General features: G+C 60.4%; 27 protein-coding genes. 16 read left to right on the top strand and 11 right to left on the bottom strand.

The window, feature by feature from the left end; genetic code table 11:
• Positions 1-49: 49 nt before the first annotated feature.
• On the bottom strand, positions 50-724 hold the full coding sequence (locus V5E99_RS10915; RefSeq protein ID WP_499802472.1) for a YciC family protein: 675 nt from the start codon (positions 722-724) through the stop codon (positions 50-52).
• Positions 725-901: 177 nt separating this feature from the next.
• On the opposite strand from V5E99_RS10915, the gene V5E99_RS10910 reads away from it, so the two are divergent.
• From V5E99_RS10910 to rhlE1, 6 genes are all read left to right on the top strand, one after another.
• Positions 902-1,681, top strand: coding sequence for a DUF2076 domain-containing protein (locus V5E99_RS10910; protein WP_499802471.1), 780 nt, complete (start codon positions 902-904; stop codon positions 1,679-1,681).
• Between the two features lie 138 nt (positions 1,682-1,819).
• A complete protein-coding gene (locus V5E99_RS10905) occupies positions 1,820-2,299 on the top strand; it encodes a LabA-like NYN domain-containing protein (protein ID WP_007946629.1) in 480 nt (159 codons plus the stop codon).
• Between the two features lie 22 nt (positions 2,300-2,321).
• A complete protein-coding gene (locus V5E99_RS10900) occupies positions 2,322-2,933 on the top strand; it encodes a 3'-5' exonuclease (protein ID WP_133837620.1) in 612 nt (203 codons plus the stop codon).
• A gap of 583 nt (positions 2,934-3,516) precedes the next feature.
• Positions 3,517-4,011, top strand: a complete 495-nt coding sequence (locus tag V5E99_RS10895) for a BRO-N domain-containing protein (RefSeq protein ID WP_499802470.1) — start codon at positions 3,517-3,519, stop codon at positions 4,009-4,011.
• 288 nt (positions 4,012-4,299) lie between these two features.
• Positions 4,300-5,226, top strand: a complete 927-nt coding sequence (gene yedA, locus V5E99_RS10890; RefSeq protein WP_499802469.1) for a drug/metabolite exporter YedA — start codon at positions 4,300-4,302, stop codon at positions 5,224-5,226.
• Positions 5,227-5,278: 52 nt separating this feature from the next.
• Positions 5,279-6,613, top strand: coding sequence for an RNA helicase RhlE1 (gene rhlE1, locus V5E99_RS10885; RefSeq protein WP_499802468.1), 1,335 nt, complete (start codon positions 5,279-5,281; stop codon positions 6,611-6,613).
• 135 nt (positions 6,614-6,748) lie between these two features.
• Here the strand turns inward: rhlE1 and V5E99_RS10880 are convergent, their stop codons facing one another.
• Positions 6,749-7,987 (bottom strand): TIGR03862 family flavoprotein, encoded by a 1,239-nt coding sequence (locus V5E99_RS10880; protein ID WP_499802467.1) that lies wholly within the window; start codon positions 7,985-7,987, stop codon positions 6,749-6,751.
• Positions 7,988-8,264: 277 nt separating this feature from the next.
• Positions 8,265-9,185 (bottom strand): histone deacetylase family protein, encoded by a 921-nt coding sequence (locus V5E99_RS10875; RefSeq protein ID WP_499802466.1) that lies wholly within the window; start codon positions 9,183-9,185, stop codon positions 8,265-8,267.
• Positions 9,186-9,269: 84 nt separating this feature from the next.
• Here V5E99_RS10875 and V5E99_RS10870 point away from each other — a divergent pair, with 84 nt between their 5' ends.
• From V5E99_RS10870 to V5E99_RS10860, 3 genes are all read left to right on the top strand, one after another.
• Positions 9,270-9,839, top strand: coding sequence for a GNAT family N-acetyltransferase (locus V5E99_RS10870; protein WP_499802465.1), 570 nt, complete (start codon positions 9,270-9,272; stop codon positions 9,837-9,839).
• Positions 9,840-9,943: 104 nt separating this feature from the next.
• Positions 9,944-10,813: an acyl-CoA thioesterase II gene (tesB, locus tag V5E99_RS10865; RefSeq protein WP_499802464.1), complete on the top strand. Its 870-nt coding sequence runs from the start codon at positions 9,944-9,946 to the stop codon at positions 10,811-10,813.
• A complete protein-coding gene (locus tag V5E99_RS10860; RefSeq protein ID WP_499802463.1) occupies positions 10,810-11,403 on the top strand; it encodes an HAD family hydrolase in 594 nt (197 codons plus the stop codon). The genes tesB and V5E99_RS10860 overlap by 4 nt, the downstream gene beginning before the upstream one ends.
• Positions 11,404-11,521: 118 nt before the next feature.
• Here V5E99_RS10860 and V5E99_RS10855 read toward each other — a convergent pair whose 3' ends face one another.
• Together V5E99_RS10855 and ypfJ are read right to left on the bottom strand one after the other, a co-directional pair.
• Complete coding sequence (locus V5E99_RS10855; protein ID WP_499802462.1) at positions 11,522-12,481, bottom strand: alpha/beta fold hydrolase; 960 nt, start codon at positions 12,479-12,481, stop codon at positions 11,522-11,524.
• On the bottom strand, positions 12,482-13,375 hold the full coding sequence (ypfJ, locus tag V5E99_RS10850; RefSeq protein WP_499802461.1) for a KPN_02809 family neutral zinc metallopeptidase: 894 nt from the start codon (positions 13,373-13,375) through the stop codon (positions 12,482-12,484).
• A 351-nt stretch (positions 13,376-13,726) separates the two neighbouring features.
• On the opposite strand from ypfJ, the gene V5E99_RS10845 reads away from it, so the two are divergent.
• Both V5E99_RS10845 and V5E99_RS10840 read left to right on the top strand, forming a co-directional pair.
• Positions 13,727-14,503, top strand: coding sequence for an IclR family transcriptional regulator (locus V5E99_RS10845; RefSeq protein ID WP_499802460.1), 777 nt, complete (start codon positions 13,727-13,729; stop codon positions 14,501-14,503).
• Positions 14,504-14,701: 198 nt separating this feature from the next.
• Positions 14,702-15,580, top strand: a complete 879-nt coding sequence (locus tag V5E99_RS10840) for a DMT family transporter (RefSeq protein WP_499802459.1) — start codon at positions 14,702-14,704, stop codon at positions 15,578-15,580.
• 49 nt (positions 15,581-15,629) lie between these two features.
• On the opposite strand, the gene V5E99_RS10835 is transcribed toward V5E99_RS10840, so the two are convergent.
• Positions 15,630-16,931: an MFS transporter gene (locus V5E99_RS10835; protein WP_499802458.1), complete on the bottom strand. Its 1,302-nt coding sequence runs from the start codon at positions 16,929-16,931 to the stop codon at positions 15,630-15,632.
• 395 nt (positions 16,932-17,326) lie between these two features.
• Between V5E99_RS10835 and quiC the strand changes: the two genes are divergently transcribed.
• Positions 17,327-19,228 (top strand): 3-dehydroshikimate dehydratase QuiC, encoded by a 1,902-nt coding sequence (gene quiC, locus V5E99_RS10830; RefSeq protein ID WP_499802457.1) that lies wholly within the window; start codon positions 17,327-17,329, stop codon positions 19,226-19,228.
• Between the two features lie 102 nt (positions 19,229-19,330).
• On the top strand, positions 19,331-20,008 hold the full coding sequence (locus tag V5E99_RS10825; protein WP_499802456.1) for a TetR/AcrR family transcriptional regulator: 678 nt from the start codon (positions 19,331-19,333) through the stop codon (positions 20,006-20,008).
• Between the two features lie 58 nt (positions 20,009-20,066).
• Here V5E99_RS10825 and V5E99_RS10820 read toward each other — a convergent pair whose 3' ends face one another.
• The 3 genes from V5E99_RS10820 to V5E99_RS10810 form a co-directional block, all read right to left on the bottom strand.
• Entirely contained in the window at positions 20,067-20,921 is an 855-nt protein-coding gene (locus V5E99_RS10820; RefSeq protein WP_499802455.1) for a shikimate dehydrogenase, read from the bottom strand.
• Positions 20,918-21,367, bottom strand: a complete 450-nt coding sequence (gene aroQ / locus V5E99_RS10815) for a type II 3-dehydroquinate dehydratase (RefSeq protein ID WP_499802454.1) — start codon at positions 21,365-21,367, stop codon at positions 20,918-20,920. Before aroQ ends, V5E99_RS10820 begins: the two co-directional genes overlap by 4 nt.
• A 174-nt stretch (positions 21,368-21,541) precedes the next feature.
• The gene (locus V5E99_RS10810) at positions 21,542-22,453 is read right to left on the bottom strand and encodes a LysR family transcriptional regulator (protein WP_499802453.1); all 912 of its coding nucleotides are present in this window, start codon (positions 22,451-22,453) and stop codon (positions 21,542-21,544) included.
• A gap of 240 nt (positions 22,454-22,693) precedes the next feature.
• On the opposite strand from V5E99_RS10810, the gene V5E99_RS10805 reads away from it, so the two are divergent.
• Together V5E99_RS10805 and V5E99_RS10800 are read left to right on the top strand one after the other, a co-directional pair.
• Positions 22,694-23,122, top strand: coding sequence for a DUF4160 domain-containing protein (locus V5E99_RS10805; RefSeq protein WP_499802452.1), 429 nt, complete (start codon positions 22,694-22,696; stop codon positions 23,120-23,122).
• A 35-nt stretch (positions 23,123-23,157) separates the two neighbouring features.
• On the top strand, positions 23,158-23,565 hold the full coding sequence (locus V5E99_RS10800; RefSeq protein WP_499802451.1) for a DUF2442 domain-containing protein: 408 nt from the start codon (positions 23,158-23,160) through the stop codon (positions 23,563-23,565).
• Positions 23,566-23,622: 57 nt separating this feature from the next.
• On the opposite strand, the gene trmA is transcribed toward V5E99_RS10800, so the two are convergent.
• Together trmA and V5E99_RS10790 are read right to left on the bottom strand one after the other, a co-directional pair.
• Complete coding sequence (gene trmA, locus V5E99_RS10795) at positions 23,623-24,702, bottom strand: tRNA (uridine(54)-C5)-methyltransferase TrmA (RefSeq protein WP_499802450.1); 1,080 nt, start codon at positions 24,700-24,702, stop codon at positions 23,623-23,625.
• On the bottom strand, positions 24,699-25,994 hold the full coding sequence (locus V5E99_RS10790) for an NCS2 family permease (protein WP_499802449.1): 1,296 nt from the start codon (positions 25,992-25,994) through the stop codon (positions 24,699-24,701). Before V5E99_RS10790 ends, trmA begins: the two co-directional genes overlap by 4 nt.
• A gap of 207 nt (positions 25,995-26,201) precedes the next feature.
• On the opposite strand from V5E99_RS10790, the gene V5E99_RS10785 reads away from it, so the two are divergent.
• Entirely contained in the window at positions 26,202-26,663 is a 462-nt protein-coding gene (locus V5E99_RS10785) for a DUF4879 domain-containing protein (RefSeq protein WP_499802448.1), read from the top strand.
• The last annotated feature ends 6 nt before the right edge of the window (positions 26,664-26,669 follow it).

Genomic DNA, 26,669 nt, shown 5'->3' with positions numbered 1-26,669 from the left:
TGACCCCGAGCATACCCGAGTGCGGCGCCTGCGCCCAACGGCTGCGCGGTCAGGCTGCGCGGTCGTTTTGCTCAGGCTTGTCGCCGATCAGCATAAACAGGCGAAACAGCACCACGCTGGTGAACAGTTGCAGGAAGCTGTGGGCGCTGTCGATCAGCAAGCCGAGCACCGGGTTTTGCGGCTCGGGGTAGACCTCGAAACTGGCGCCCTTGAGCAACCACAACGGCACCATCACACACAGGATGCACAGCAGAATGCGCAGGAAGTGCCCACGGGTCAGGCGCATGCTTTCTTTCATCGCCGCCAGCGGCGCCATGCCGCGCAACACCAGCAGGTACTCGGCGAACGCGAGTGTCACCATCAGCCACAGGCCCGGCAGGAAATACAGCGACAAACCAATCAGGATCAACACGGTATTGAGGGCAGTGAGCAGGGCGAAACGCGGCCACATCGTCGCGGCGGTGCTCAGCAAATCACGAATGCGCGGCGATTCGCCACGGCTGCGGGCGTCGAGAAACAGGATCAGCGCGGCGGTGTACAGCGGATACACCAGCAAACCGACGATCACGCTGTAACCGGGAAACCCCTCGGGGCCGGCGGCGTTGTCCACCAGTTGTTGCAAGAACGCCTCAAGGATCACCAGCGGCAGGCACAGCCGCACGATCTGGCCCAGATTACGCTTGAAGAAATACAAGGAGTCACGCAGTACATCGAACGGATTCATCAGTCGCTATCGCAGGTTAAAAGCAGTGCGTCACTTTAACCGATGATGCGCCGGGGGGCGCAAACGTAAACGTTCGGTAAAGACCATTGAAACATCCTGTATCAGCCCCATTACTGGTGAGCACCTTGTCCACCGTGGATGAGGGCGACGATATTCCCGGCAATCTACGAGGTCGCCATGAACAGCGAAGAACAAACCCTGATCGATGGACTGTTTTCCCGGCTGCAACAGGCCGAAACGGATTCAGCCCCGCGCGACGCCCAGGCCGAGGCGCGGATCAAGGAGCACCTGACTCGCCAGCCTGCTGCGGGCTATTTCATGACCCAGGCGATTCTGGTGCAAGAGGCTGCGATCAAAAGCCTCGATGAGCAGAACAAACAACAGGCCCAGCAAATCCAGCAATTGCAGGCTGACCTTCAACAGGCCAAGGCCCAGGCTTCAGCGCCGGCCCCCAGCGGTGGCGGCTTCCTGTCGAGCATCTTCGGCGGCTCCCGCGATCCGCAACCGGCCCCCACCCAAAGCCCGCCGCCGTCGACCGGCGGCTGGCGTGAACCGGCCCGGCCATCGTTCAATTCGCAACCACCCCAGCAAAACTTCGGTGCGCCGCCACAGAACTACGGCGCCCCGCAGCAGAACTACGCGCCGCAACAGCAAGCCCCGGTGGGCAGCGGTTTCCTCGGCGGTGCGCTGAAAACCGCGGCCGGAGTGGCCGGTGGCGTGATGCTGGCAGAAGGCATCAGCAGCCTGTTCCGCGGCCATCAGCAACCGCAGGAAATCGTCGAAGTCATCAAGGAAGAACCGGCCCAGGTCAACGATCACAGCGGCAATGACTGGGGCAACGACCAGCGCATGGCCGGCAATGACGCCAACGATCAGGGCGGCTTTGCCGACACCGACTACAACAACGATGACAGTTCATCGTTCTTCGGCGGCGATGACGACGACTCCTTCGTCTGACCTGCCACTCGTCCGGGGCGTGCAAGCGCCCCCGGGCTGATTATTCGCAGAACAATCCTCCGCGCTGGCATACTGGGCAACTTTTCGGGCCTGGGGCCTGATCTTGCCCGCGCGCTTGTGCGCTCATGAGGATGCACGGTGAAAAAAATCGCAGTGTTTGCCGACGTCCAGAACCTTTATTACACCGTGCGCCAGGCCTATGGTTGTCACTTCAACTACGCCGCGTTGTGGGCTGATATCAGCAAACAGGGCGAGATCGTCGAGGCCTATGCCTACGCGATCGATCGCGGTGACAGCAAACAGCAGCAGTTCCAGCAGATCCTGCGCAACCTCGGCTTCACCGTGAAGCTTAAGCCCTACATCCAGCGCAGCGACGGCTCGGCCAAGGGCGACTGGGACGTGGGCATCACCCTCGACATCATGGACGCCGCCGATCACGTCGACGAAGTGGTGCTGGCCTCCGGCGACGGTGATTTCGACATGCTGCTGGAGCGCATCATCAGCAAACACGGCGTGCAAGCCGTGGCTTACGGCGTGCCGGGCCTGACCGCCAATTCGCTGATCCGCGCCGCCAGCCGCTACGTGCCGATCGAAGGCGCGTTGCTGCTCAAGAATTGATTTTTACGGAGTAGACACAGGTTTGGAACGCATAGCCGTCATCGACTTTGAAACCACCGGGATCTCCCCGAGCAGCAGTTGCCGGGCCACGGAAATCGCCGTGGTGATCCTCGAACAGGGGCGCATCGTCGAGCGTTACCAGAGCCTGATGAACGCCGGCGTGCGCGTACCGGCCTTCATCGAACAACTCACCGGCATCAGCAACGCCATGCTGCGCACCGCGCCGTCGGCCGAGCAGGTGATGAATGAGGTTAACGAGTTCGTCGGCACCACACCGCTGCTGGCGCACAACGCCGCGTTCGACCAGAAGTTCTGGGACTTTGAACTGGGGCGCATCAAACGCACGCGGTTGCAGAACTTTGCCTGCTCGCTGTTATTGGCGCGGCGGTTGATGCCGGCGGCGCCGAATCACAAACTCGGGACCCTCACGACTTTCGCCAGCCTGCCCAACACCGGCAAGGCTCACCGGGCGATGGCGGATGCGGAGATGGCGGCCAACCTGACGACGCACTTGGCTGAGCAACTGCGCCAACAGCATGGGTTGCGGGAGTTGTCCCATGATTTGCTGGTTAGCTTGCAGAAAGTGCCGGCGGCGAAAATCAATGAGCATCTGAAGCGTCATCGCGGGTTTTAAGGGCAAGATCAAAAGATCGCAGCCTTCGGCAGCTCCTACAGGGGAACGCGTTATCCCGTAGGAGCTGCCGAAGGCTGCGATCTTTTGCGTTTGGCTGGCGGGCCTCTTCGCGGGCAAGCCTCGCTCCTACAGATTTATGGTGTGCTCGACATTCGCGATCGCCTCGAATCTGTAGGAGCGAGGCTTGCCCGCGAAGGCGTCATCCGCCTCACGACCATCCTTCCAGTTGCCCCAACGTGTCCGTTGTGTGGTGTGTTTAACGACGCCTCCGATTCGATGATCGGTCCTACCGAATAATAGGGATTGTCTGTCTTGCCCCTGATCCGGGGCATCGATAACCTTTCGACCGTCGCTGCCAATGCAGTGATCGGGACTGCAAGCCCGCCGAGAGTTTGTTAGGCGCATACAGCGCACCTATAATCGCGTCGCTTTAATTAGTGACCATCGATTTATGGTAGCTGTGTGCGGGAGACCTTCGGGTCTGCCGAGGTGCCTAACACTCGGTCTTGCAGACCTGCACACAGCTGCCACCCATCATCTGCAAGTGATGCCGGTAGCTCCAACTTTTTGTTAGGACATTCGAATGGTCAAAATTACCCCAAATCCCCCAACTCACTTCATCCCCCAAACCTTCATCCGCCATCACATCCAGTTGCGAGCACTTTTACTGCACGCGGAAGCGTGGTTCTGCGCCCGGGATATTGGTCGGTTAATGGGCGTGGATATCAACGGCCGACAAGCCCTCAAACTCGACGCCGATCAGCGCCGCATGATGTGTTTGTCTGGCAACGATGAACCCCAGGAAACCTTGATGCTCAGCGAGTCCGGCGTTTACGCGATGCTGGTCTACCACTACTGCCCGGAGAACCGGCATCTGCGGCGTTGGCTGACCCACCATGTAATGCCGATGCTGCGCGACGGTGCTGGCGCCGTTTCGCATCAAACGCCAAGTCTGCGCTTGATGGAATGGGCGGGCGGAACGTTAAGCCTGCTGCATTGGCGGACAGAACCCTGGGTTCGTTTAAAAGATATGCCGTGCTTGCTGGGCGCCGGATACAGCGGCGTGCGCGGATTCTGACCTCCCCACTGACCCCCCGTAGGAGCTGCCGAGTGAAACGAGGCTGCGATCTTTTGATCTTGATCTTGAAAATCAAAGTCAAAAGATCGCAGCCTCGTTTCACTCGACAGCTCCTACGGGCTCCTGCGGGATCGCTATTTGCCATTTCCTTCCAACGGCCCCGACGGCACGCGCTGATCGGCGCGCGTTGAAAAGTGTACCGGCGCTATAAACAGGTTTTGTAACTTATTTTTACCGCTTGGCCTTTCTAAACTGTCCGGTCTCCTTGTCTTGCCTTTCGAGCTGCCCATGCCTGGCTTACGTCGCTTCCCCTTGCCGTTGATCGCCGCTTTTTTCGCGTTGTACGTGATTTGGGGCTCGACGTATCTGGTCATCCGTATCGGCGTGCAGTACTGGCCGCCGTTGATGCTCGGCGGTATTCGCTTCGTGATTGCCGGGACGTTGATGTACGCGTTCCTGCGCTGGCGCGGGGCGCCGGCACCGACCTGGGTGCAGTGGAAAGCGGCGGGGATGATCGGGATTTTGCTGCTCAGTTTCGGTAACGGCGCGGTGAGCGTGGCCGAGCACACGGGGGTGGCCTCTGGTGTTGCGGCCCTGGCGGTGGCGACGGTGCCGCTGTTTACCTTGCTCTGCGGCTATTTCTGGGGCGCGCGTAATACCCGGCTCGAATGGGCCGGGATTGTGCTCGGGCTGATCGGCATCGCCATGCTCAACCTCGGTTCCAACCTGCAATCGAGCCCGCTGGGCGCGGCATTGTTGGTGTTTGCCGCCGCGACCTGGGCCTTCGGTTCGGTGTGGAGCAAACACTTGCCGCTGCCCCAGGGCGCGATGGCCAGTGCCGTGGAAATGCTGGTGGGCGGCGTCGTATTGCTGATCGGCAGTGCGGTCAGCGGCGAACATCTGGACAGCGTGCCGCCGATGGAAGGCTGGGCAGCGCTGGCCTACCTGATCGGTTTCGGTTCGATCATCGCCTTCAACGCCTACATGTACCTGTTGAAAAATGTGCGTCCGGCGGCGGCCACCAGTTATGCCTACGTCAACCCGGCGGTGGCGGTATTGCTGGGGATTGTGTTTGTCGGCGAAACCATCGGCATCGAGGAGGCGATTGCCATGGCGGTGATCATCAGCGCCGTAGTGTTGATCGGTTTGCCACAGTGGCGGCGAGGGCCTGAGCGACCTGCGGTGGTGGCGCCGACAGAATCCCGTGTGAATTAGGGTAAACTGCGCGCCATTGCACGCCCGCTCCGATTTTTCCTACGGTAATCCCATGACTTTCGCCTCCCTTGGCCTGATCGAACCCTTGCTGCGCTCTCTCGAGACGCTCGGCTACCAGACACCTACGCCGGTCCAGGCGCAAGCCATTCCGGCGGTGCTGGCCGGTCGCGACCTGATGGCTGCGGCCCAGACCGGCACCGGCAAGACCGCCGGTTTCGCGCTGCCGCTGCTGCAGTTGCTGGCCATGGAAGGGCCGAAAGTGGCCTCCAACTCGGTACGCGCCCTGATCCTGGTGCCGACCCGCGAACTGGCCGAACAGGTTCACGAAGCCGTGCGCCAGTACGCCGAGAACCTGCCGCTGACGACTTACGCGGTGTACGGCGGCGTCAGCATCAACCCGCAAATGATGAAACTGCGCAAAGGTGTGGACGTGCTGGTGGCGACCCCGGGGCGTTTGCTCGACCTGTATCGCCAGAAGGCCCTCAAGTTCAATCAACTGCAAACCCTGACCCTCGACGAAGCCGATCGCATGCTCGACCTGGGGTTCTCCGAAGAACTGGGGAATATTTACCGCGTATTGCCGAAGCAACGTCAGACGCTGTTGTTCTCCGCGACGTTCTCCGATGCGATTCGCTTGCTGGCCGGGCAAATGCTCAACGATCCGCTGAGCATCGAAGTCAGCCCGCGCAATGTCGCGGCCAACACCGTCAAGCAATGGGTGGTAGTGGTCGACAAGAAGCGCAAGCCGGAGTTGTTCATTCATTTGCTGCGCAAGGGCAAGTGGAAGCAGGTGCTGGTATTCGCCAAGACCCGCAACGGCGTGGACGCGCTGGTGGAAAAACTCCAGGGCCTGGGCATCAACGCCGACGGCATCCATGGCGATAAGCCTCAAGCGACCCGTCAGCGGGCGCTGGATCGGTTCAAGGCCAGCGAAATTCAGATTCTGGTGGCCACCGACGTCGCGGCCCGTGGTCTGGACATCGAAGACTTGCCGTTGGTGGTCAACTTTGACCTGCCAATCGTGGCCGAGGACTACATCCACCGCATTGGCCGTACCGGTCGTGCGGGTGCTACCGGCGAGGCAATTTCCCTGGTGTGCGCCGATGAAGTGAATCAGCTGTCGGCCATCGAGATGCTGACCCGTCAGACGTTGACCCGTCAGACCGAACAGGATTTCGAACCTGAACACCGGGTGCCGGATACCGATTCCACTGGCCAGGTTGTCAAGAAACCGAAAAAACCGAAGAAGCCCAAGACCTCCGGTGGCGGCAAGCGCAACCTGGGCAAATGGGTAGAGAGCGGGGATGCCTCGGCGGTAGAACCTTCGCTCAAGCCTGTACGAAAAGTGCCGGTGTTTAACACGGGGCCGCGTAAGAAGAAGCCTTGATGATGGTCGGCGTCTGTTAAGGCGCCTTCGCGAGCAAGCCCGCTCCCACATGGGGTCTTTTGTGAACACATTATTTGTGAACACCCGAGATCCAGTGTGGGAGCGGGCTTGCTCGCGAAGGCCGCGCCGCAGTCTTCAGCCCTTACGCCGCAGCCACTCCGCCATCCCCAGCCCCGCCGCCCGCCCGCTGGCAAAACACCCCGTCAGCAAATAGCCGCCCGTCGGTGCTTCCCAATCCAGCATTTCCCCCGCGCAGAACACGCCAGGCAGTTGCTTGAGCATCAAGCGCTCATCCATCGACTCGAACGTCACACCGCCCGCAGTGCTGATGGCTTCGTCCAGTGGACGGGTTTTCACCAGCGTCAGTGGCAACGCCTTGATCGCTTTGGCCAACAAGGCCGGATCGGCAAAGCATTCGGCGTCGGTCAGCTCTCTTAGCAATGCCGCTTTCACCCCGTCGAGCCCGATTTGGCTGTGCAGGTGTTTGGACATCGAGCGCGAGCCGCGCGGTTTTCTCAGCGCCGCCTCAACTTTATCCACAGGCCGGCCCGGCAACAGGTCGATGTGCACCGTCGCTGAACCGTGGCGATTGATCGCTTCGCGGATCGGGGCGGAGAGGGCGTAGATCAGGCTGCCTTCAATGCCTGTGGCGGTGATCACACACTCCCCAAGACGCGGGATGTCGTCGTTCAACCCAATGGCGATATTTTTCAGCGGCGCTCCGGCGAATTTTCCGACCATCAATTCGCTCCAGGCCTGCACCTCGAAGCCGCAATTGCTCGGCTGCAGCGGCGCCAGTCCTACGCCGCGTTGTTCCAGTGGCTGCATCCAGGCGCCGTCCGACCCCAGGCGCGACCAACTGCCGCCGCCGAGGGCGAGCAGGGTGGCGTCGGGTTTGATGGTGATTTCGCCTTCGGGGCTGTCGATGCGTAACTCGCCGTGGTCATTCCAACCTAGCCAGCGATGGCGGGTGTGGATAACGACGCCGCCATCGCGCAGGCGTTTGAGCCAGGCACGCAGCAGGGGCGCGGCTTTCATGTCGGTAGGAAAAACCCGCCCGGAGCTGCCGACAAAGGTTTCAATACCCAAGTCGTGAATCCACTGGCACAACGCCTCGGCGCCGAAGGACCGTAGCAGCGGGGCGATCTGTGGCGCGCGTTCGGCGTAGCGCGAGAGGAACGCCGGGTAGGCTTCGGAATGAGTGATGTTCATGCCACCGACCCCGGCCAGCAGGAATTTTCGCCCCACTGAGGGCATGCCGTCGTACAAATCGACTTTGATCCCGGCCCGGCTCAGCACCTCGGCGGCCATCAGGCCGGCGGGGCCGCCGCCGATGATGGCGACGTGAGGGGGGAGGGCGGCGGATTGGGTCATGGCGAGAGCTGCGGCGTGGCGGAATAAGCGGCGCATTCTATCAGCACACATTCCCTGTGGGAGCGGGCTTGCTCGCGAAGGGGGAGTGTCAGTCGACATCTGTGTTGCCTGATATACCGTATTCGCGAGCAAGCCCACATTGGATTTGTGATGTGTTCAACAGAGTGATCAAAAAACAACCAGCACTCTGCACGCTATACGCAGCATGGGCTGTAGGCCCTTTCACTCAGGTTATCCACAGGCCGTTCCACAGGCATTGTGGGTAAAGATTCATACATCAATGACAACCTGATGACTGCCAGACCCGTTGCGCGCTGTGATGGAGGATGCCGTGGCGACGGGCCAGGGCCTGGCGGTCCTTGCTGTAGCCACCGCCGATCACCCCGACCACCGGGATGTCCCGACCCAGGCAATGACGCATCACGCTTTCATCCCGGGCGGCGACGCCTGCGTCGGTAAGCTTCAGGTAACCCAGCGCGTCATCCTTGTGCACATCGACCCCGGCGTCATACAGCACCAGGTCCGGTTGGTAGAGCGGCAGCAAATAGTTGAGCGCATCATCGACGACTTTCAAGTATTCGGCATCGCCCATGCCCTTGGGCAGTGGAATGTCCCAGTCACTTTCGGCTTTGCGTGCAGGAAAATTCTTTTCGCAGTGCAGGGAAACGGTCACCGCGTCCGGGGTGTTGTGCAGGATGCGTGCAGTCCCGTCGCCCTGGTGCACGTCGCAATCGAAGATCAGTACCCGATTCACACGACCGCTTTCCAGCAGGTAATGGCTGATCACCGCCAGGTCGTTGAAGATGCAGAACCCGGCCGGGTAGTCGTAATGGGCGTGATGCGTGCCGCCGGCCAAGTGGCAGGCCAGCCCGTGTTCCAGTGCCTGCTCCGCTGCCAGCAACGACCCACCGACCGCCCGCACCGTGCGCCGGGCCAGGGCTTCGTTCCAGGGCAGGCCGAGGCGCCGCTGGTCTTCGCGGGACAACTCGCCGCTCATGTAGCGTTCGATATACGCAGGGTCATGTGCGAGGGCGAGAATCTCTGCCGGGCAGAGCTCCGGTCGCAGCAGGTCGGCGTCCCGGACCAGGCCGCTGTCCACCAGGTGATCGCGCAGCAGGCGAAACTTATCCATGGGGAAGCGGTGCTCCGCCGGGAACTCGGGGCTGTAGTCTTCGTGGTAGATCAACGGCAGGGGCATGGCTGATTTATCTGAGATGCCTGTAGGAAAGAGTGAAGGATGCTACCAGCGATGTAGACTCGCGGCATGGAATTGGAGGGGAACATGGAGCCGATACTCGAACTCGAAAGCGCGCGACTGCTGTTGCAGCAATGGCGCGATGAGGATTTGCCGGCGTTTGCGGCGATGTGTGCCGACCCGCAGGTGATGCGTTATTTCCCGGCGGCGTTGAGTCGCCTGGAAAGTGCGTCGCTGATCGGGCGGATTCGCGGGCATTTTGCCGAGCATGGTTTCGGCTTATGGGCGCTGGAGCGCAAGGACACCGGCCAGTTCATCGGGTTTACCGGGTTGGCGGTGGTCACGTTCGACGCGCCGTTCGTCCCGGCCATCGAAATCGGCTGGCGCCTGGCGCGTGAACATTGGGGCCTGGGTTATGCCAGTGAGGCGGCGTGGACCGCTCTGCGCTGCGGCTTTGACCGATTGGCCTTGAAAGAGATCGTGGCCTTCACCACGCTCAGCAATCTGCCGTCGGAGAAAGTCATGCAGGCCATCGGCATGCAGCATGATTCAGCCGATGACTTTGACCACCCCAGGCTCGCGGCCGATCATCCGTTGCGCCACCATGTTTTGTACCGCATCACCCGTGAGCAATGGCTGCAAACCTTGCATGGATAAGCCGGCGCGGACGTTTACAATGGCCGCCATTGGCCTGAGCCATTAATTGAGTCGACCGCCGCAGCCAAGACTGCGCGGCATTGCGTTGTGTGAGGAGAGCCTGAATGAGCCAAGTGTTGGAAGATCTTGTCGACCTGCTGACCCTGGAACCGATTGAAGAAAACCTGTTCCGCGGCCGCAGCCAGGACTTGGGGTTCCGTCAGTTGTTCGGTGGCCAGGTGCTCGGCCAGTCCCTGTCGGCGGCCAGTCAGACCGTTGAAGAAACCCGCCATGTGCACTCGATGCACGGTTATTTCCTGCGCCCGGGCGATGCCAAGTTGCCAGTGGTGTATCAGGTGGACCGGGTGCGCGACGGCGGCAGTTTCAGTACCCGTCGGGTGACGGCGATCCAGAAGGGCAACCCGATTTTCACCTGCAGCGCGTCCTTCCAGTACGACGAAGAAGGCTTCCAGCACCAGACCCAAATGCCCCAAGTGGTCGGCCCGGAAAACCTGCCCTCGGAACTGGAACTCACCCAGCAGCGCGCGCATTTGATTCCCGAGCACATGCGCGAAAAACTGCTCTGCCCGAAACCGATCGAAGTCCGCCCGGTGACCGAGAAAGACCCTTACAACCCGCAAGCGGCGGATCCGATCAAATACGTCTGGTTCCGCGCCGACGGGGCATTGGCCGACTCACCGGCGCTGCACAAATACCTGCTGGCCTACGCCTCGGACTTCGGCCTGCTGACCACCTCGCTGCTGCCCCATGGCAAATCGGTGTGGCAGAAAGACATGCAGGTCGCCAGCCTCGACCACGCGTTGTGGTTCCATTCGGACCTGCGCGCCGATGACTGGTTGCTCTACGCGATGGACAGTCCGTGGGCCGGCAATTCCCGTGGTTTCTCCCGTGGCAGCGTGTTCAACCGCGCCGGGCAACTGGTGGCGTCGGTCACTCAGGAAGGCCTGATTCGCCATCGCAAGGATTGGGCATGAGCCTGGCCGAGGTGCGGCACTGGGTGTTCGACATGGACGGCACCCTGACGGTGGCCGTGCATGATTTCGCGGCGATCCGCGTGGCGCTGGCGATCCCGCCCGAAGACGACATCCTGACCCACCTCGCTGCATTGCCGGCCGAAGAAGCCGCCGCCAAACATGCGTGGTTGCTGGAGCATGAACGGGACCTGGCGTTGGGTTCCAAACCGGCGCCCGGAGCCGTGGAACTGGTGCGCGAATTGGCCGGGCGTGGTTATCGCCTGGGCATTCTTACCCGCAATGCGCGGGAGTTGGCTCACGTGACACTTGAAGCCATCGGTCTGGCCGACTGCTTTGCGGTGGAGGATGTTTTGGGCCGTGACGAAGCACCGCCCAAGCCGCATCCCGGTGGTTTGCTGAAACTGGCCGAAGCCTGGAACGTGCCAGCGAGCGAGATGGTGATGGTTGGGGATTACCGTTTTGACCTGGATTGCGGTCGAGCGGCAGGGGCGCGGACGGTGTTGGTGAATTTGCCGGATAACCCGTGGCCGGAGTTGGCGGATTGGCATGCGGTTGATTGCATGGCGTTGCGGGAGATGCTTTCGGCTTGAGTAGTTTGTTGTCTGTTTAATCGCCTTCGCGGGCAAGCCTTGCTCCTACAGGGGAATGCATTCCCAACTGTAGGAGCGAGGCTTGCCCGCGAAGGCGTCAGCCCATGCAACAAAAAACTCACTGACTGAACAGAACCTTCTGCCCCTCAGGCGAAGTAAACATCCCATCCCCGTTATGCCCGACCCCAGGCACTTCGACCAGGCGCTGATTCACCCCTTGTGGATTCCGCCGCAGCAGATAATCGAAAAAGTTGTGTCCGCGAACCAGGCGATAAGCCCCTTGTGCCTCCGCTTCGCAACCCTTGTCCAGCGCCGGATGCTGCGGGTCGGTATCCTGCTGCCCCAGCAGATAAATCACCTCACGCTTGATGTAAACGCTTTCAATCTGCTGAGGCGTTTGCCCTCCGGCATAGATGGGCAGGTCTGTCAGACCATACTTCCAGCGATTGAAACCGGTGCACCGCGCATGATCGAACGCCACGGGCCGCTGCTCATTGAAGTAGGCGTAGGACGACGGGTTGGCCACCACGTAACGGATTTTCACCCCGGCGGCGGTGAGCGCCGGTTGTTCGTGGGCCAGCAGTGCGTAGCGCTGAACCACCTGGCCGCCACCGGAGTGACCGGCGATGACGATTTGCTTCACGTCCGGGAATTGTTTGCGATCGCTGATCCGCTCGATGATTTGATCGAGGGCCGCGTAAGCACTCAGCGGGAACGGACCGGTGGATAACCCGCCGGCCATCCAGTCATTGCCGTGCCAGCGCAGTACGCTGTCCGGCATCGGATGGCGGGCGATGTCCGTTTCATTGAGAAACTGCGGGGCGATCACCAGCGTCGTAGCGCTTTGCCCGGCTGCTTCAGCCGCTTTCTCGCCGCTGCGAAGATAGGTTTCGGCGTTGCGTAATCGACCATGGATGATGATCAGCACCCGCTCGATTTTCGTTGGCGCCGGGCCCAGGCCCACCGCCATCTCACCTTCCTTCAACAGTAATCGCCCGGGGCTGACCTCTTTGACCCCGTGCTCGTCAGCCTGGGCACTTGCGCAGGCGATCAACAACACCAGCAACCATCTATGCATTTATAAATTTTTCGCTGCAAAGGTATCGCACTGGCCGACCTGGCCCTGGGCGAAACCGGTTTTGAACCAGCGCACCCTTTGCGCTGACGTGCCATGGGTGAAGGAGTCCGGTACGACGCGACCCTGACCTTGTTGCTGCAAGCGGTCGTCGCCAATGGCATTGGCGGCGTTCAAGGCTTCCTCGATGTCACCGGGTTCCAGCCAGTTCAGGCGTTTCTGCGCGTTATTGGCCCAGACCCCGGCCAGGCAATCGGCCTGGAGTTCCTGGCGCACCAGTAAACCACCATCGCCTTCCATCTGCCGACCTTGCTGGCGAGCGGTCTGAATTTTCGCGGAAACACCGAGCAACGTCTGAACGTGGTGTCCGACTTCATGAGCGATCACGTAGGCCTGGGCGAAGTCGCCCGCCGCCGAAAAGCGTTGTGACATCTCCTGGAAGAACGCCATGTCCAAATACACTTTCTGGTCGGCCGGGCAGTAGAACGGCCCGGTTGCTGAAGTGGCCAAACCGCAGGCCGAGTTCACGCGGTTGCTGAACAGCACCAGGGTCGGGTTGCGGTATTGCTTGCCGGCCTGCTGAAAAATCTGGCCCCAGGTGTCCTCGGTATCACCGAGGATCGAGCGCACAAACTCGGCCTGTTCATCATTGGCCGGTGGTGCCTTGCGGGTCTGGGTGGTGGCCGGCGCCGACTGATCGCCAACTTGTCCGGCCAGTTGTCCGAGGATCTGCATCGGGTCCTGGCCAGTGATCCAGCCGATCCCGACGATCAACAAAATCGCCGTGAGACTCAGGCCCTTGCCGCCGCCAAAGCGCATCCCGCCGCCCCCACCGCCGACATCATCACCCCGGGCGTCGACCACGTTGTCACTGCGTCGGCCTTTTTTCCATAGCATGTGGGAATCCTCTTTCTTTACCGGGTGAAGAAGCGTGGTGATGAGTGTTGTTGGTGGTCTGGCGTGGCGCCAGTCCGGTCGTCAGACAGCCTTTAACGGCGCCGGTTCTGTGCCCTGTGCAGACATTAGCTGTTTCATCGGCGCGAGGGTATTACGGCGCTTCATAGATGATTGGGCGTCTAGGAGTAGCCGCACTGGCAAAACGCTGTCGGGAAATGTGTATTAGAGGTGGTAAGTCAGGTTCGTGTGGTTGAGGGTGTTTTTGGAATTTAATTCCAGAAAGTACCCTTCCAGATTTCCCGTTCAGCCGTTTGTCTTCTAGAATCGGCCAAATTGTGTTGGGAGCCTTCCATGGCCGGCAGTCAGATTGAACGGGTTTTCAGCGTGCTGGAAAGCCTCACCAGCGACCCTCGCGGGCTGCCGATGCAGACGCTCGCCGAGCAGCTGGATATCCCCAAAAGCGCGACCCATCGTCTGTTGGCCGAACTGATTCGGCTAGGCTACGTCAGACAGAATCAGGAGACATTGCGCTATCACCTGTCGACCAAACTGGTGGCGATGGGGTTTCGTTACCTGTCGAGCAGCGGCGCGGATATCGTCCAGCCCGTGCTCGATCGCCTGGCTCAGGAAACCGGCGAGTTGGTGCGTCTGGGGGTGATCGAAGGTGAACGCCAGACCTGGATCGCGAAATCCCAGGGCGCCCGTTCCGGCCTGCGTTATGACCCGGACATGGGGCGTGATGCGCCGTTGTTCTACACCGCGTCCGGCCATGCGTGGCTGGCCTGCATGAGCGATGCCGAGGCGTTGTCATTGGTGGAGCGCCAAGGGGCGGAGCAGCCGAAGGATTTGGGCCCGAATGCGCCGCGCTCCAACATTGAATTGCTGGAGCGACTGCGCCTGGCGCGGGAGCAAGGGTACGCCTGGGTGGAGGAGAGTTCGGCGGTCGGGACCTCGGCGATTGCAGCGGTGGTGCGGCGTCCGGGCGATGGGCGGGTGATCGGTGTGCTCAGCGTTGCCGGGCCGAGCGCGCGAATGCCGGGCGCGCGGTTGCATGAGCTGGCGCCGCTGTTGTTGAAGTTTGCCGAAGAGTTGGCGGCGGCGAGCCTGGCGTCAGAACTGTTCACCTGAGTGGCATCACCCCGTAGGAGCAAAGCTTGCTCGCGATGAACGATAACGCGGTCCGACTGCCACTACCGCGTAGTGACCATCGCGAGCAAGCTTTGCTCCTACGCAAGTTGTGCGTTGTTCGAACACTATTCGCGTTCTCTTCTGTGAGAATCTGGAACCAGGTTCTAAATTAGTGGAATTAGATTCCAAAGGATTGCCATGACCATCAGCACCCCACTGTCCGGTGTAAACAAACCCTTCAAAGGGATTTTGCTGATCGTCGCCGCGACGTTCCTGTTTTCCAGCCATGACGCGTTGTCGAAATACCTCTCCGGGTTTTACCCGATCATCATGGTGGTCTGGGCTCGTTACCTGGTTCACACCTTGTTGATGGCCGGGATTTTTCTGCCGCAATCGGGGCTAAGCGTCCTACGCACCAAGCGGCCATTGCTGCAGTTGGCGCGGGCGTTGTGCCTGTTGGGCACCAGTCTGTTTTTCACCACCGGTTTGCTGTACATCCCCTTGGCCGAAGCCACGGCGGTCAACTTTCTTGCGCCGGTGCTGGTCACCGCGCTGTCGGTGCCGCTGCTCAAGGAACACGTCACCCGTGGCCAGTGGATCGCGGTGATTTGCGGCTTTATCGGTGTGCTGATCATCGTTCACCCCGGCGGCGAACTGTTTACCCCGGCGATTTTGCTGCCGTTCTGCTCGGCGATGTTTTTCTGTTTCTATCAGTTGCTCACCCGCAAGCTCAGCCAGATCGACAGCCCGACCACCAGCAACTTCTTCGCCGGGTTGTGCAATACCCTGGTGATGAGCGCGCTGGTGCCGTTCTTCTGGCAGGTGCCGACTTTGGGCCATGGCGTGTTGATGCTGGCGCTGGGCAGTTGCGGGATGACCGCGCATTTGTTTCTGACCCAGGCGTTCCGCTACGCCGCGCCCGCCCTGCTGGCGCCGTTTGGTTATTGTCAGATTGTGTTTGCCGGGCTGCTGGGCTGGTTGCTGTTTTCCCACACGCCGACCCTGACCACGGTGGTCGGGATCGCGGTGATTTGCTGCAGCGGGCTGGCGGCGGCGTGGCAACAGAGTCGGCGCTAGGAAAAGTACGACGGCAGGCCTGGAATCAGGCCTGCCGGGGGAGGGGACTTTACTCGGTAACGGTCGGGATTTTGCGCGGTGCCATGAAGTACATCCAGGTCAGCGCAATGAAATACATCGCCGGAATCAGGGTGAACAGCACGGTGTAGTTGTTATTGGTCACCGTCAGAATGTGGCCGACCAATTGGGTCATGAACATCCCGCCAATCGCCGCGCACATCCCACCGAAACCAAACACCGTGCTCATCATGTGTTTAGGCGTGTAGTCCATCACCAGGCTCCAGATGTTCGCGGTCCAGGCCTGGTGCGCGCCGATGGCCAGGGAGATGGCGAATACCGCGACCCACAAGCTGCTGGAACCGGCCGCCATGATCACACCGATGATGCAGCAGGCGAACAGGAACATCGACATCAGCCGCGCCTTGATCGGGTTGATCCCGCGACCGATCAGGAACGAGGACAGAATCCCGCCACCGACGCTGCCGAAATCCGCTGTCAGGTAAATGATGATCAGCGGGATACCCATTTGGGTCACGTTGATGCCCAGGTTGTATTGCTGATTGAGGAACGGTGGCAGCCAGTAAAGGTAGAACCAGAACACTGGCGCGGTCATCGAGTACGCCAGGGCGAAAGCCCAGGTGCCACGCATGCGCAGGATTTTCGAGAACGGCACGCGGGATTGTTCCGGCTCGACTTCCTGTTGGATGTAGTCCAGTTCCGATTGCTTAACGCTCGGATGTTCTTCCGGGTTGAAGTACTTCAAGCCCCAGCACACCAGCCAGATCCCGCCCAGTGCCGACATGCACAGGAACGCGGCTTGCCAGCCCCACGCATGGAGGATCAGCGGCAGCAGCATCGGCGTGAACATCGCCCCGACGTTGGTCCCGGCGTTAAAGATGCCGGTAGCCACGGCGCGCTCGCCGGCCGGGAACCACAACCGGGTGGTTTTCACACAGGCCGGATAGTTCGCGGCCTCGGTCAAACCGAGAATAAACCTACAGACCATGAAGCCTGCGGCCGACGTCGCCAGGCCATGGGCGCCGGTGGCCAGGCTCCAGAGCAGCACCGCGCAGAAGAACACACGCTTGACGCCGACCCGGTCGATCAACCTGCCTTGCAGCACGAAGCGAATGGCGTAGCCGACCTGGAACCAGAAGTTGATATTGGCGTAGTCCATCGCCGTCCAGCTCATTTCCTTGGCCAGGATCGGCTGCATGACGCCGAGGGCGGCGCGGTCGATGTAGTTCAGGGTGGTGGCGAAAAATACCAGGGCCAGCATGCCCCAGCGGGTTTTGCCGACGGCCATGGCGCCACGGATTTTGTCGCCGATGCCGCCGCTGGCAGGAGTCATGGAGGAACGCTCCATGGGAGAGCTTTGAGAAGGAGTCATGTAGGCCACCCGATTATTTTTATGTGGTGTTCTAGGTCTTTGGTAACCGAGCCTGGGGTTGATGACCGGACTCAATGTGGAGTGGATGTTGGGCAGCGGACAAAAAATCGTCAATTCGCCAACGGCTGTTGTGTTCGATAATCGCACATAAAACTAACTGGCTAGTACACTTTGAATTGCTGTGTAGGCGTTGGGAGCCAATAATTTACCCCAAGAAAAAACGCGATCCCTGTAGGAGCTGCCGAGAGAAACGAGGCTGCGATCTTTTGACGTTGGTTTTTAAGATCAAAAGATCGCAGCCTCGTTTCTCTCGGCAGCTCCTACAGAGAGATCGTGCAATCACCGGGAGTCGATATATGCAGCGTTCCATTGCCACCGTTTCCTTGAGCGGCACCCTGCCGGAAAAACTCGAAGCCATCGCCGCCGCCGGGTTCGACGGGGTCGAGATTTTCGAGAATGACCTGCTTTATTACGACGGCAGCCCCCGTGAAATTAAACAGATGTGCGCCGACCTCGGAATCGCCATCACGCTGTTTCAACCCTTCCGAGATTTCGAAGGCTGCCGCCGCGAGCGCCTGCCGCGCAACCTGGAACGGGCCGAGCGCAAGTTTGACCTGATGCAGGAGCTCGGCACCGACCTGGTATTGGTGTGTAGCAATGCGTCGGCCGATTCGCTCGGCGATGAACAAATCCTGATTGATGATTTACACCTGCTGGCCGAACGCGCCGGCGCTCGTGGACTGCGCATCGGCTATGAAGCCCTGGCCTGGGGCCGGCATGTAAACACTTATCAACAGGTGTGGAATATCGTCCGTCAGGCCAATCACCCCAGCCTCGGCGTGTTGCTGGACAGTTTTCACACGCTGTCACTCAAGGGTGACCCGAGCGCCATCGCCGAGATTCCGGGCGAGAAGATTTTCTTCGTGCAAATGGCCGATGCGCCGATCCTGGCCATGGACGTGCTGGAATGGAGTCGGCATTTCCGTTGCTTCCCGGGCCAGGGCGAATTCGATCTGGCGGGGTTCCTCGCGCCGATCATCAAGAGCGGCTACACCGGGCCGCTGTCCCTGGAAATCTTCAACGATGGCTTCCGCGCAGCACCGCCACGGGCCAACGCCGCCGACGGTCTGCGTTCGTTACTGTATCTGGAAGAGAAGACCCGTCAGCGTCTGGCGCAGGAAGCAGCACCGGCGGCCAACGTCGATATCCTGTTCGAAACCCCGAAGGCCAGCGAGTACAACGGCATCGAGTTTCTCGAATTCGCGGTGGATGAAAGCCTCGGCGCCAAGCTCTCGCATTGGCTGGAGCGACTGGGGTTCATCAAGGCCGGGCAGCATCGTTCCAAGAGCGTCAGCTTGATGCGTCAGGGCGATATCAACCTGATCCTCAACTCCGAACCGTATTCGTTTGCCCACAGTTTTTTCGAGGCCCACGGCCCGTCACTGTGCGCCACCGCCGTGCGGGTCAAGGACAGCGCCAGTGCCCTGGCGCGTGCCGTCGCTTACAAAGGTCAGCCCTATCGTGGGCTGGTCGGCCCCAACGAATTGGAGTTGGCGGCGGTGCGCGCACCGGACGGCAGCCTGATTTACCTGGTGGACCAGGACGCCGATGTCTACGGCACCGATTTCAATCTGCAACCGACCGCCACCGCCAGCGGCGGCCTCAAGCGCATCGACCACATGGCCATGGCGCTGCCGGCAGACAGCCTCGACAGTTGGGTGCTGTTCTATAAAAGCCTGCTGGATTTCGAGGCGGACGACGAGGTGGTGCTGCCCGATCCCTACGGCTTGGTGAAGAGCCGGGCGCTGCGCAGCCGTGACAGTTCGATCCGTTTGCCGCTGAACATTTCCGAGAACCGCAACACCGCCATCTCACACGCGCTGTCGAGTTATCGCGGCTCGGGGGTGCATCACATCGCCTTCGACTGCGACGACATTTTTGCCGAAGTCAGCCGTGCGAAAGAGGCGGGTGTGCCGCTGCTGGACATCCCGCTCAACTACTACGATGACCTGGCCGCGCGGTTTGATTTCGATGACGAGTTCTTGAGCGAACTGGCGTATTTCAATGTGCTTTACGACCGCGATGCTCAGGGTGGCGAGTTGTTCCATGTGTACACCGAGCCGTTCGAAGGGCGGTTCTTCTTCGAGATCATTCAGCGCAAAAATGGCTATGCCGGTTACGGTGCGGCGAACGTCGCGGTGCGTCTGGCGGCGATGGCAAAATCCCGAAGTGGTGCCGTACGTCAGACAAAGTTGTAGGAAAATCGTAAACACGGCGTGAAACCGCAGCCGCGCGACTTCCTTCACTGTGCGGCGCGGCCCATAATCGCCAGCCTGTGCAGTAATGGCCGTGAGCCCGCAATGACAATAACTTCAGAACTCCCCGTAGCCCCCGACGAAAAGCTTGTCGAGCCTCGCAAGAGTCGCAAGAACAACCCGGAAAAGACCCGCGAAAACATCCTGCAAGAGGCGATTGTCGAGTTCGTCCAGCAAGGGCTGTCCGGCGCTCGCGTCGATGCGATCGCCGATCGCATCCACACCTCAAAACGCATGATCTATTACTACTTCGGCAGTAAGGAGCAGTTGTACGTCGAGGTGCTGGAGAAACTCTACGGCGATATCCGCAGCACCGAAAACCGTCTGCACCTGGCCGAACTGGCACCGGTGGAAGCGATTCGGCGCCTGGTGGAATTCACCTTTGATCACCATGATCGCAACGTCGATTTCGTGCGCATTGTCAGCATCGAGAACATTCACAACGCCGAGTACGTGAAGCGCTCCGATGCGATCAAGGCAATGAACAACACCATTCTCGATTCGCTGAATGAGATCCTGCGTCGCGGCGCTGAAGAGGGTGTGTTCCGCGCCGGGCTGGAGCCGCTGGATGTGCATTTGCTGATCAGTTCGTTCTGCTTCTATCGCGTCTCGAACCGCCATACTTTTGGTGAGATTTTTCAGATTGATCTGCCGGACGAAAGCGTCAAGCAGCGTCATCGGGCGATGATTTGCGAGTCGGTTTTGCGGTATTTGCAGGCCTGAAGTTTTTTAAAGATCGCAGCCTTCGGCAGCTCCTACAGAGGCTGCGATCTTTTGATCTTCACCCATCCATGCTCTGAAAATGCGCCAGCATTCGCGACGCATCCGGCACCACGCCACTGAACAATTCAAACGCCTTTACTGCCTGAAACACCGCCATGTTGCCGCCATCCAGTGTCCGGCAACCCAAGGCGCGGGCGCCTCTCAGCAGTTCGGTTTCCAGCGGAAAGTAAACAATCTCCGCCACCCACAACTCAGGCCTCAATAGCTCCATCGGCACCGGCGTGCCCGGTAGTTTTTTCATGCCCATGGGCGTGGTGTTCACCAGGCCTTCGGCCACGGCCAGGGTACTCGCCAGATCATGCCCGGCCACGGCACGGCGCGGCCCGAAATGCTGATTGAGGTTGTTGGCTAACGCCTGGGCACGGCTGTCGTCCATGTCGAAAATACTCAACTGCCGTACGCCTTCACTTAGTAACGCGTGGGCCACCGCCGCACCTGCGCCGCCGGCGCCCATTTGGACTACACGCTCACGGGCAACGTCCTGCAAGCCTCGGCGAAAGCCTTCGGCAAACCCCAGGCAGTCAGTGTTGTGGCCGATGCGTTTGCCGTCCCTGAGCACCACCGTGTTGACCGCGCCAATGCTCCGGGCCTCCGGGGACAATTCGTCAAGCAGCGGGATGATTGCCTGCTTGCACGGGAAGGTAATGTTCAGCCCGGTGAAGTTCATGCGCTCGGCGGCCATCAGCAGATCGGGCAGGGCATTGCTGTCGAGTTGCAACTGATCGAGGTCGATCAGGCGATAGAGGTAACGCAGGCCTTGGGCATCGCCTTCATGCTCGTGCAGCGCCGGGGTGCGGGACGCCTGGATGCCGGCGCCGATCAGTCCGGCCAGTACAACGTCGTGCTGAGTCATGCTGTGCACCCCTTCAAGCGGTGGCTGAAATGCTCCAGCGCCAGACGATAGCCGTGACTGCCGAAACCGGCCATGACCGCCGTGGCGATGGCCGAGACAAAGGAATGATGGCGGAACGGTTCGCGGGCGTGGACGTTGGACAGGTGGACTTCGATCACCGGCAGCTCGCTGGCAATCAGCGCATCGCGGATCGCGACCGAGGTGTGGGTCCAGGCTGCCGGGTTGATCACGATCCCGGCGCAACGGCCACGGGCGGCGTGAATCCAGTCGAGCAATTCGCCTTCGTGGTTGGTCTGGCGAAACTCCACCGCCAGGCCGAATTCTTCGGCGGCACGCCCGCACAACGCGGAAATGTCAGCCAGGGTTTCGTGGCCGTAGGTCGCCGGTTCGCGGGTGCCGAGCAGGTTCAGGTTCGGGCCGTTGAGCACCAGAACGATAGGGGGCATCGAGGTTTCTCCACTTCTTATTTTTGGTCTTGGCTGCAGGTTTCAGCCTGTGGAGATAAATTGTACTAGCTGGTTACTTTGGTCAAATGAAGAGGGCTTTTGCGGGGTTTTAGTGTGCGGTGATCGAACATCAAAAGATCGCAGCCTTCGGCAGTTCCTACAGGTGCGATCTTTTCAGCGCGGTAATTTTTCCACCAGAAAGTCGATAAAAGCCCTCAACCGCAACGGTACATGACGGCTTTGCGGGTAGAGCAGGGTGAAGGGTCGTGAGCGTCCGCTGTAAGGCTTGAGCACTTCCACCAGCGAACCGTCGGCCAACTCCTTTTCGACGATAAAGCGGTAAGTCTGAAACAACCCCGCGCCATGTCTTGCCAGGGTCACGCCACCGAGCACGTCGTCCGAACAACTGAGATTGCCCTCGGCGAGAATCTCCCGCTCCACGCCGTCGTCATTGAACAACCAGGCAATCCGCCGGCCGCTGCTGGGCAGTTCGTACTGGATGCATTCGTGCTGGCCGAGATCGTCCAGGGTTTGCGGCGTGCCGGCACGTTTCAGGTAGTCGGGGCTGGCAATCATCACCAGCGCCGCGTCTTCCAGGTGCCGGGCGATCAACCCGGAATCCGGAATCGCTCGCACGCGGATCGCCATGTCATAGCCTTCGCCGACAAAATCGATGTTGCGATTGCTGATGTGTGCCTCGACTTTCACCGCTGGATAGCGCGCGCGAAACGCCGGCAGCAACGGCAGGATTCGGTGATGGGCGTACGTTGTAGGAATACTGATGCGCAGGGTGCCGGACGGTTCCTGCTGTTGGCCCATGACCTCGCGCTGGGCCTCGACCAATTGCGCCAACGCCTCGCGGCATTCCTCGTAATAGCGCCGGCCACTGTCGGTGAGCTTGACGCTGCGGGTGGTGCGGGCGAACAAGCGCACGCCCAGGCGTTCCTCCATGCGCGACACCGAGCGGCTCACGGCGGCGGGCGTCACCCCGGCCACCAGCGCGGCGGCGGTAAAACTGCCGGCCTCGGCGGCCAGGCAAAACAGTTCGATGCTGCCCAACTGAAGATCGTCGAAATGCCGCTGCATGATTGATAACACCGGGGATCAAATGAAGGGTCGAGCCCTGTATTTATCAAATGTCTGCGCATTAATACAGCCTGTTACTGCGAAAGGTTTGTTAACGATTTTCAGGCGCCGTGGGCAGGGCGCGCGCGCTCTCGAACGCTAGGCTCAGTTCAGGTGGTTGATTCGGGGAGTCAGCGCCAGTTATCGGAATTTCAAGGAATGTCGAGTCTTGGGACTCATTAACCTAACGGATGGGTTAGCATGAGATTATTCAGCTACAAAGGGTTTTCGATGGTGATCATGTTGCGCGATGAACACTGCCCGCCCCACGCGCATGTGGACGCCGGAACCTGGAGTGCGCGCTTCAAATTCAGCTTCTGGCACAACACTGTCGAGTTGTGGGACGTGGTGCCGTATTTGTCTCGCCCGCCGGCGTCGGTGCTGGAAGGATTGCGTCAGGCGCTCAGGCAACCGGCCCACTTGCGTCGGGCGCGGGGCATCTGGTGGGACAAGTTGCACACCGCCTGCCTCGACAACCAGTTGTGGGATTGGGAAAGCAACGAAGTCGTGGTGATGAAACGGCTCACCAGCACGACTTACATGATTGGCTCTGCATGTTACGAGCCTGAGGACAACAAGACCCTGCTGGCGCTGATGGGGGCGCCGGAGGGCGTGGAGATCGAATTATGAAAACGATATCGGCAAAACTGCAGGTGGATAAACCAGTGACCGAAACGGTGCTGGACGAGGCTATCAAACGGGGGCAGTTCCGCCACAAAAGTGGCGTGCAGGCGACGGCGGTGACGTTTCAGGAGGCGTGCCTGACGATCCGCTTCGAGGACGGCACCGGCGTGTTGTTACCGGTGAAGCTCTTCCCGGAATTCGATGATTTTGAGCCCGAGGATTTTGCCGGTCTGAGCGTCGGTTTTTCGGGCACCGCACTTCGCCATGAGGGAAAGGACCTGCACCTTTCCATCGCCGGGATGATTTCCGCCAGCAAGCCGCTGATGAACATGGCAGCCTCGGTCATCTCCTCACGCAATGGTCGCCAAAGCAGCGCCGCCAAGGCCGAAGCCGCACGGGCCAACGGCAAAAAGGGCGGGCGGCCGCGCAAGGTCGAAGGGGGCCAGTAAACAGCGCCCACAAAAAAGCCGTCATCTAGACGGCTGATTTGTTTTTCCAGGCTGCAATCAACGACGGGTCAGCAACACCCCGGATTCCATGTGATGCGTCCACGGAAACTGGTCGAACACCGCGCATTGGGTAATGCGGTGGGTGTCGTGCAACTGGGCGATGTTGTCCGCCAGAGTTTGCGGGTTGCAGGAAATGTAGAGGATGTTGTCGAAGCGTTGGGTCAGTTCGCAGGTGTCCGGGTCCATGCCGGCACGCGGCGGGTCGACGAACACGCTGCCGAACTCGTAGCTCTTGAGGTCGATACCTTGCAGGCGTCGGAACGGCCGCACTTCGTTCAGGGCTTCGGTCAGTTCTTCGGCGGACAAACGCACCAGCGTGACGTTATCCACAGCGTTTTCACTGAGGTTGCTCAACGCCGCGTTGACCGAGGCCTTGCTGATTTCGGTGGCCAGCACTTTGCCCACGCGGGTAGCGAGGGGCAAGGTGAAGTTGCCGTTGCCGCAGTACAACTCCAGCAGGTCGTCAGTGCGATCCCCCAGGGCATCGTACGCCCAGTTGAGCATCTTCTGGTTCACGGTGCCGTTGGGCTGGGTGAACGCGCCTTCCGGCTGACGGTAGCTGAACGTGCGGCCGCCGACGTCCATCTGCTCGACCACGTAATCCTGGCCGATGACTTCGCGTTTGCCCTTGGAGCGACCGATGATGCTGACGTTCAGGTCCGCCGCCAGTTTCGACGCGGCGGTGTGCCAGTGCTCGTCCAGCGGACGGTGATAGCACAGCGTGATCATCGCATCGCCGGCCAGGGTGGTCAGGAACTCCACCTGGAACAGCTTGTGGCTCAGGGCCGCACTGGCTTGCCACGCAGCCTTGAGTTGCGGCATCAGTTCATTGATGCGCAGGCTGGCGATCGGGAATTCTTCGATCAGGATTGGCGTGCGTTTGTCGTCTTGAGCAAACATCGCGTAGTGACGGTCGCCGCCTTCGCGCCACAGACGAAACTCCGCGCGCAGGCGAAAGTTCTTCAGTGGCGAATCGAACACGGCCGGTTCTGGCGCGCTGAACGGGGCCAGCAGGTCACGCAAACGCGTGACCTTTTCTTCGAGCTGTACGGCGTAGGCCTGGGAATCAAAAGTCATGCGTTGAACCAACCCAACTTGATCACAAACAGAATCGACAGAATCACCAGCGCCGGGTTCAGCTCACGGGCACGGCCGGACAGCAACTTGATCACGGTCCAGGAAATGAAACCGAAGGCGATGCCGTTGGCGATGGAATAGGTGAACGGCATGGCCAGCGCAGTGACCACGACCGGTGCGGCCACGGTGATGTCGTCCCAGTCTATTTCCGCCAGGCCGGATGTCATCAGCACGGCGACGAACAGCAGGGCCGGCGCGGTGGCGAAGGCTGGAACGCTGGCGGCCAGTGGCGAGAAGAACAGCGCCAGCAGGAACAGAATCGCCACCACCACGGCAGTCAGGCCGGTGCGGCCACCGGCGCTGACGCCAGCGGCGGATTCGATGTAGCTGGTGGTGGTCGAGGTGCCCAGCAGCGAGCCGGCCATGGCCGCGGTGCTGTCAGCGATCAGTGCCCGGCCCATTTTCGGCATGTGGCCGTCCTTGCCCATCAGGCCGGCGCGCTTGGCGACGCCGATCAAGGTGCCGGAGTTGTCGAACAGGTCGACGAACAGGAAGGCGAAGATCACGCTGACCAGACCGATGTCCAGTGCGCCTTTGATGTCCAGTTGCAGGAAGGTCGGGGCCAGCGAAGGAGGCATCGACATCACGCCGCCGAACGGCGTGAAACCCAAGGCGATGGAGGCGATGGTTACCACCAGAATGCCGATCAGTACCGCGCCGCGAACCTTCAAGGCTTCGAGGGCGACGATCAAGGCAAAGCCCAGGGTCGCGAGGATCGGCGCTGGTTGCTTCAAGTCACCGAGGCCAACCATGGTCGCCGGGTTGCTGACCACGATACCGGCGTTGTGCAGGGCGATCAGCGCCAGGAACAGGCCGATCCCGGCGGCAATCGCCGAACGCAGGGGCAGCGGGATGCTGTTGATGATCCATTCGCGGATGCGGAAGATCGACAGCATGAAAAACAGCACCGCCGAAATAAACACCGCACCCAGCGCCACTTGCCAGGTATGGCCCATGTGCAGGACCACGGTGTAGGTGAAGAACGCGTTCAAGCCCATGCCCGGCGCGAGTGCGATCGGGTAGTTGGCGATCAGGCCCATCACCGTCGAGCCGATGGCGGCGGCCAGGCAGGTCGCGACGAACACCGCGCCTTTGTCCATGCCGGTCTCGCCGAGGATGCTCGGGTTGACGAACAGAATGTAGGCCATGGCCAGGAAGGTCGTGACGCCCGCAAGAATCTCGGTGCGCACATTGGTGTTGTGTGCCTTGAGTTGAAACAGCCTTTCCAGCATGTCTGCTCCCCGTGGCGCGCAGTGCGCCGTGAATGTATCGACCTCAACAGCAAAGCACAGACCGCCCAAGGCGCCCGGGAATTTTCTGTGGGTCGGAAAAAGCCGCGCATCATACCAGCCGCGTGGGGGAATGGCTGCGATCGTCGGCGATGTTTTGCCATTAAGCGAACTGCGCCATACTGCGCGCCTGTTTTGGGGGGAGTCGTCATGGTTTGCAACAAGCGCAACGTTGTTTGGTCGTTGGGTCTGTTTTTCGCCTGCCTGGCCAGTGTGCCCGCAGTGATGGCGGCTTCGGCGCCGCCGTTGACCAGCGTTCAGGTGCTCAAGGTTCAGTCGGCGACGTGCGGGATTGAAAACATCTCCGCCGGGCAAGAAAAGACCCAGTGCGATCACGGCGGGGCGAACATCAAGGTCTATGTGCTGGAGATGGGCTACGGACGCGCACCTCGTGCGGCGCTCGATGGTTTCAGCGTCGCCGGGATGCAGCAGGCCAACGTCTGCGCCTACGACAACGGCAACCCGACGCAATGCACCAGCACGCAGACGCGGATTGTCGGCAAGCTCTACGTCTTTGACCTGGGCGACAAGCAGGAAGGGACGTTCACCTTCAGCAACACCTCGATCAACGCGCCGGGCAACACGCTATCGACGCAGCTTTACATCAAGTAACGACCG

Origin of the sequence: Janthinobacterium sp. LPB2021202312-11-4, from assembly GCF_037049705.1 — a bacterium.
Lineage (GTDB): Bacteria > Pseudomonadota > Gammaproteobacteria > Pseudomonadales > Pseudomonadaceae > Aquipseudomonas.
The sequence above is the reverse complement of the archived record's forward strand: the minus strand, read 5'-3'. Positions and strand labels throughout refer to the sequence as shown.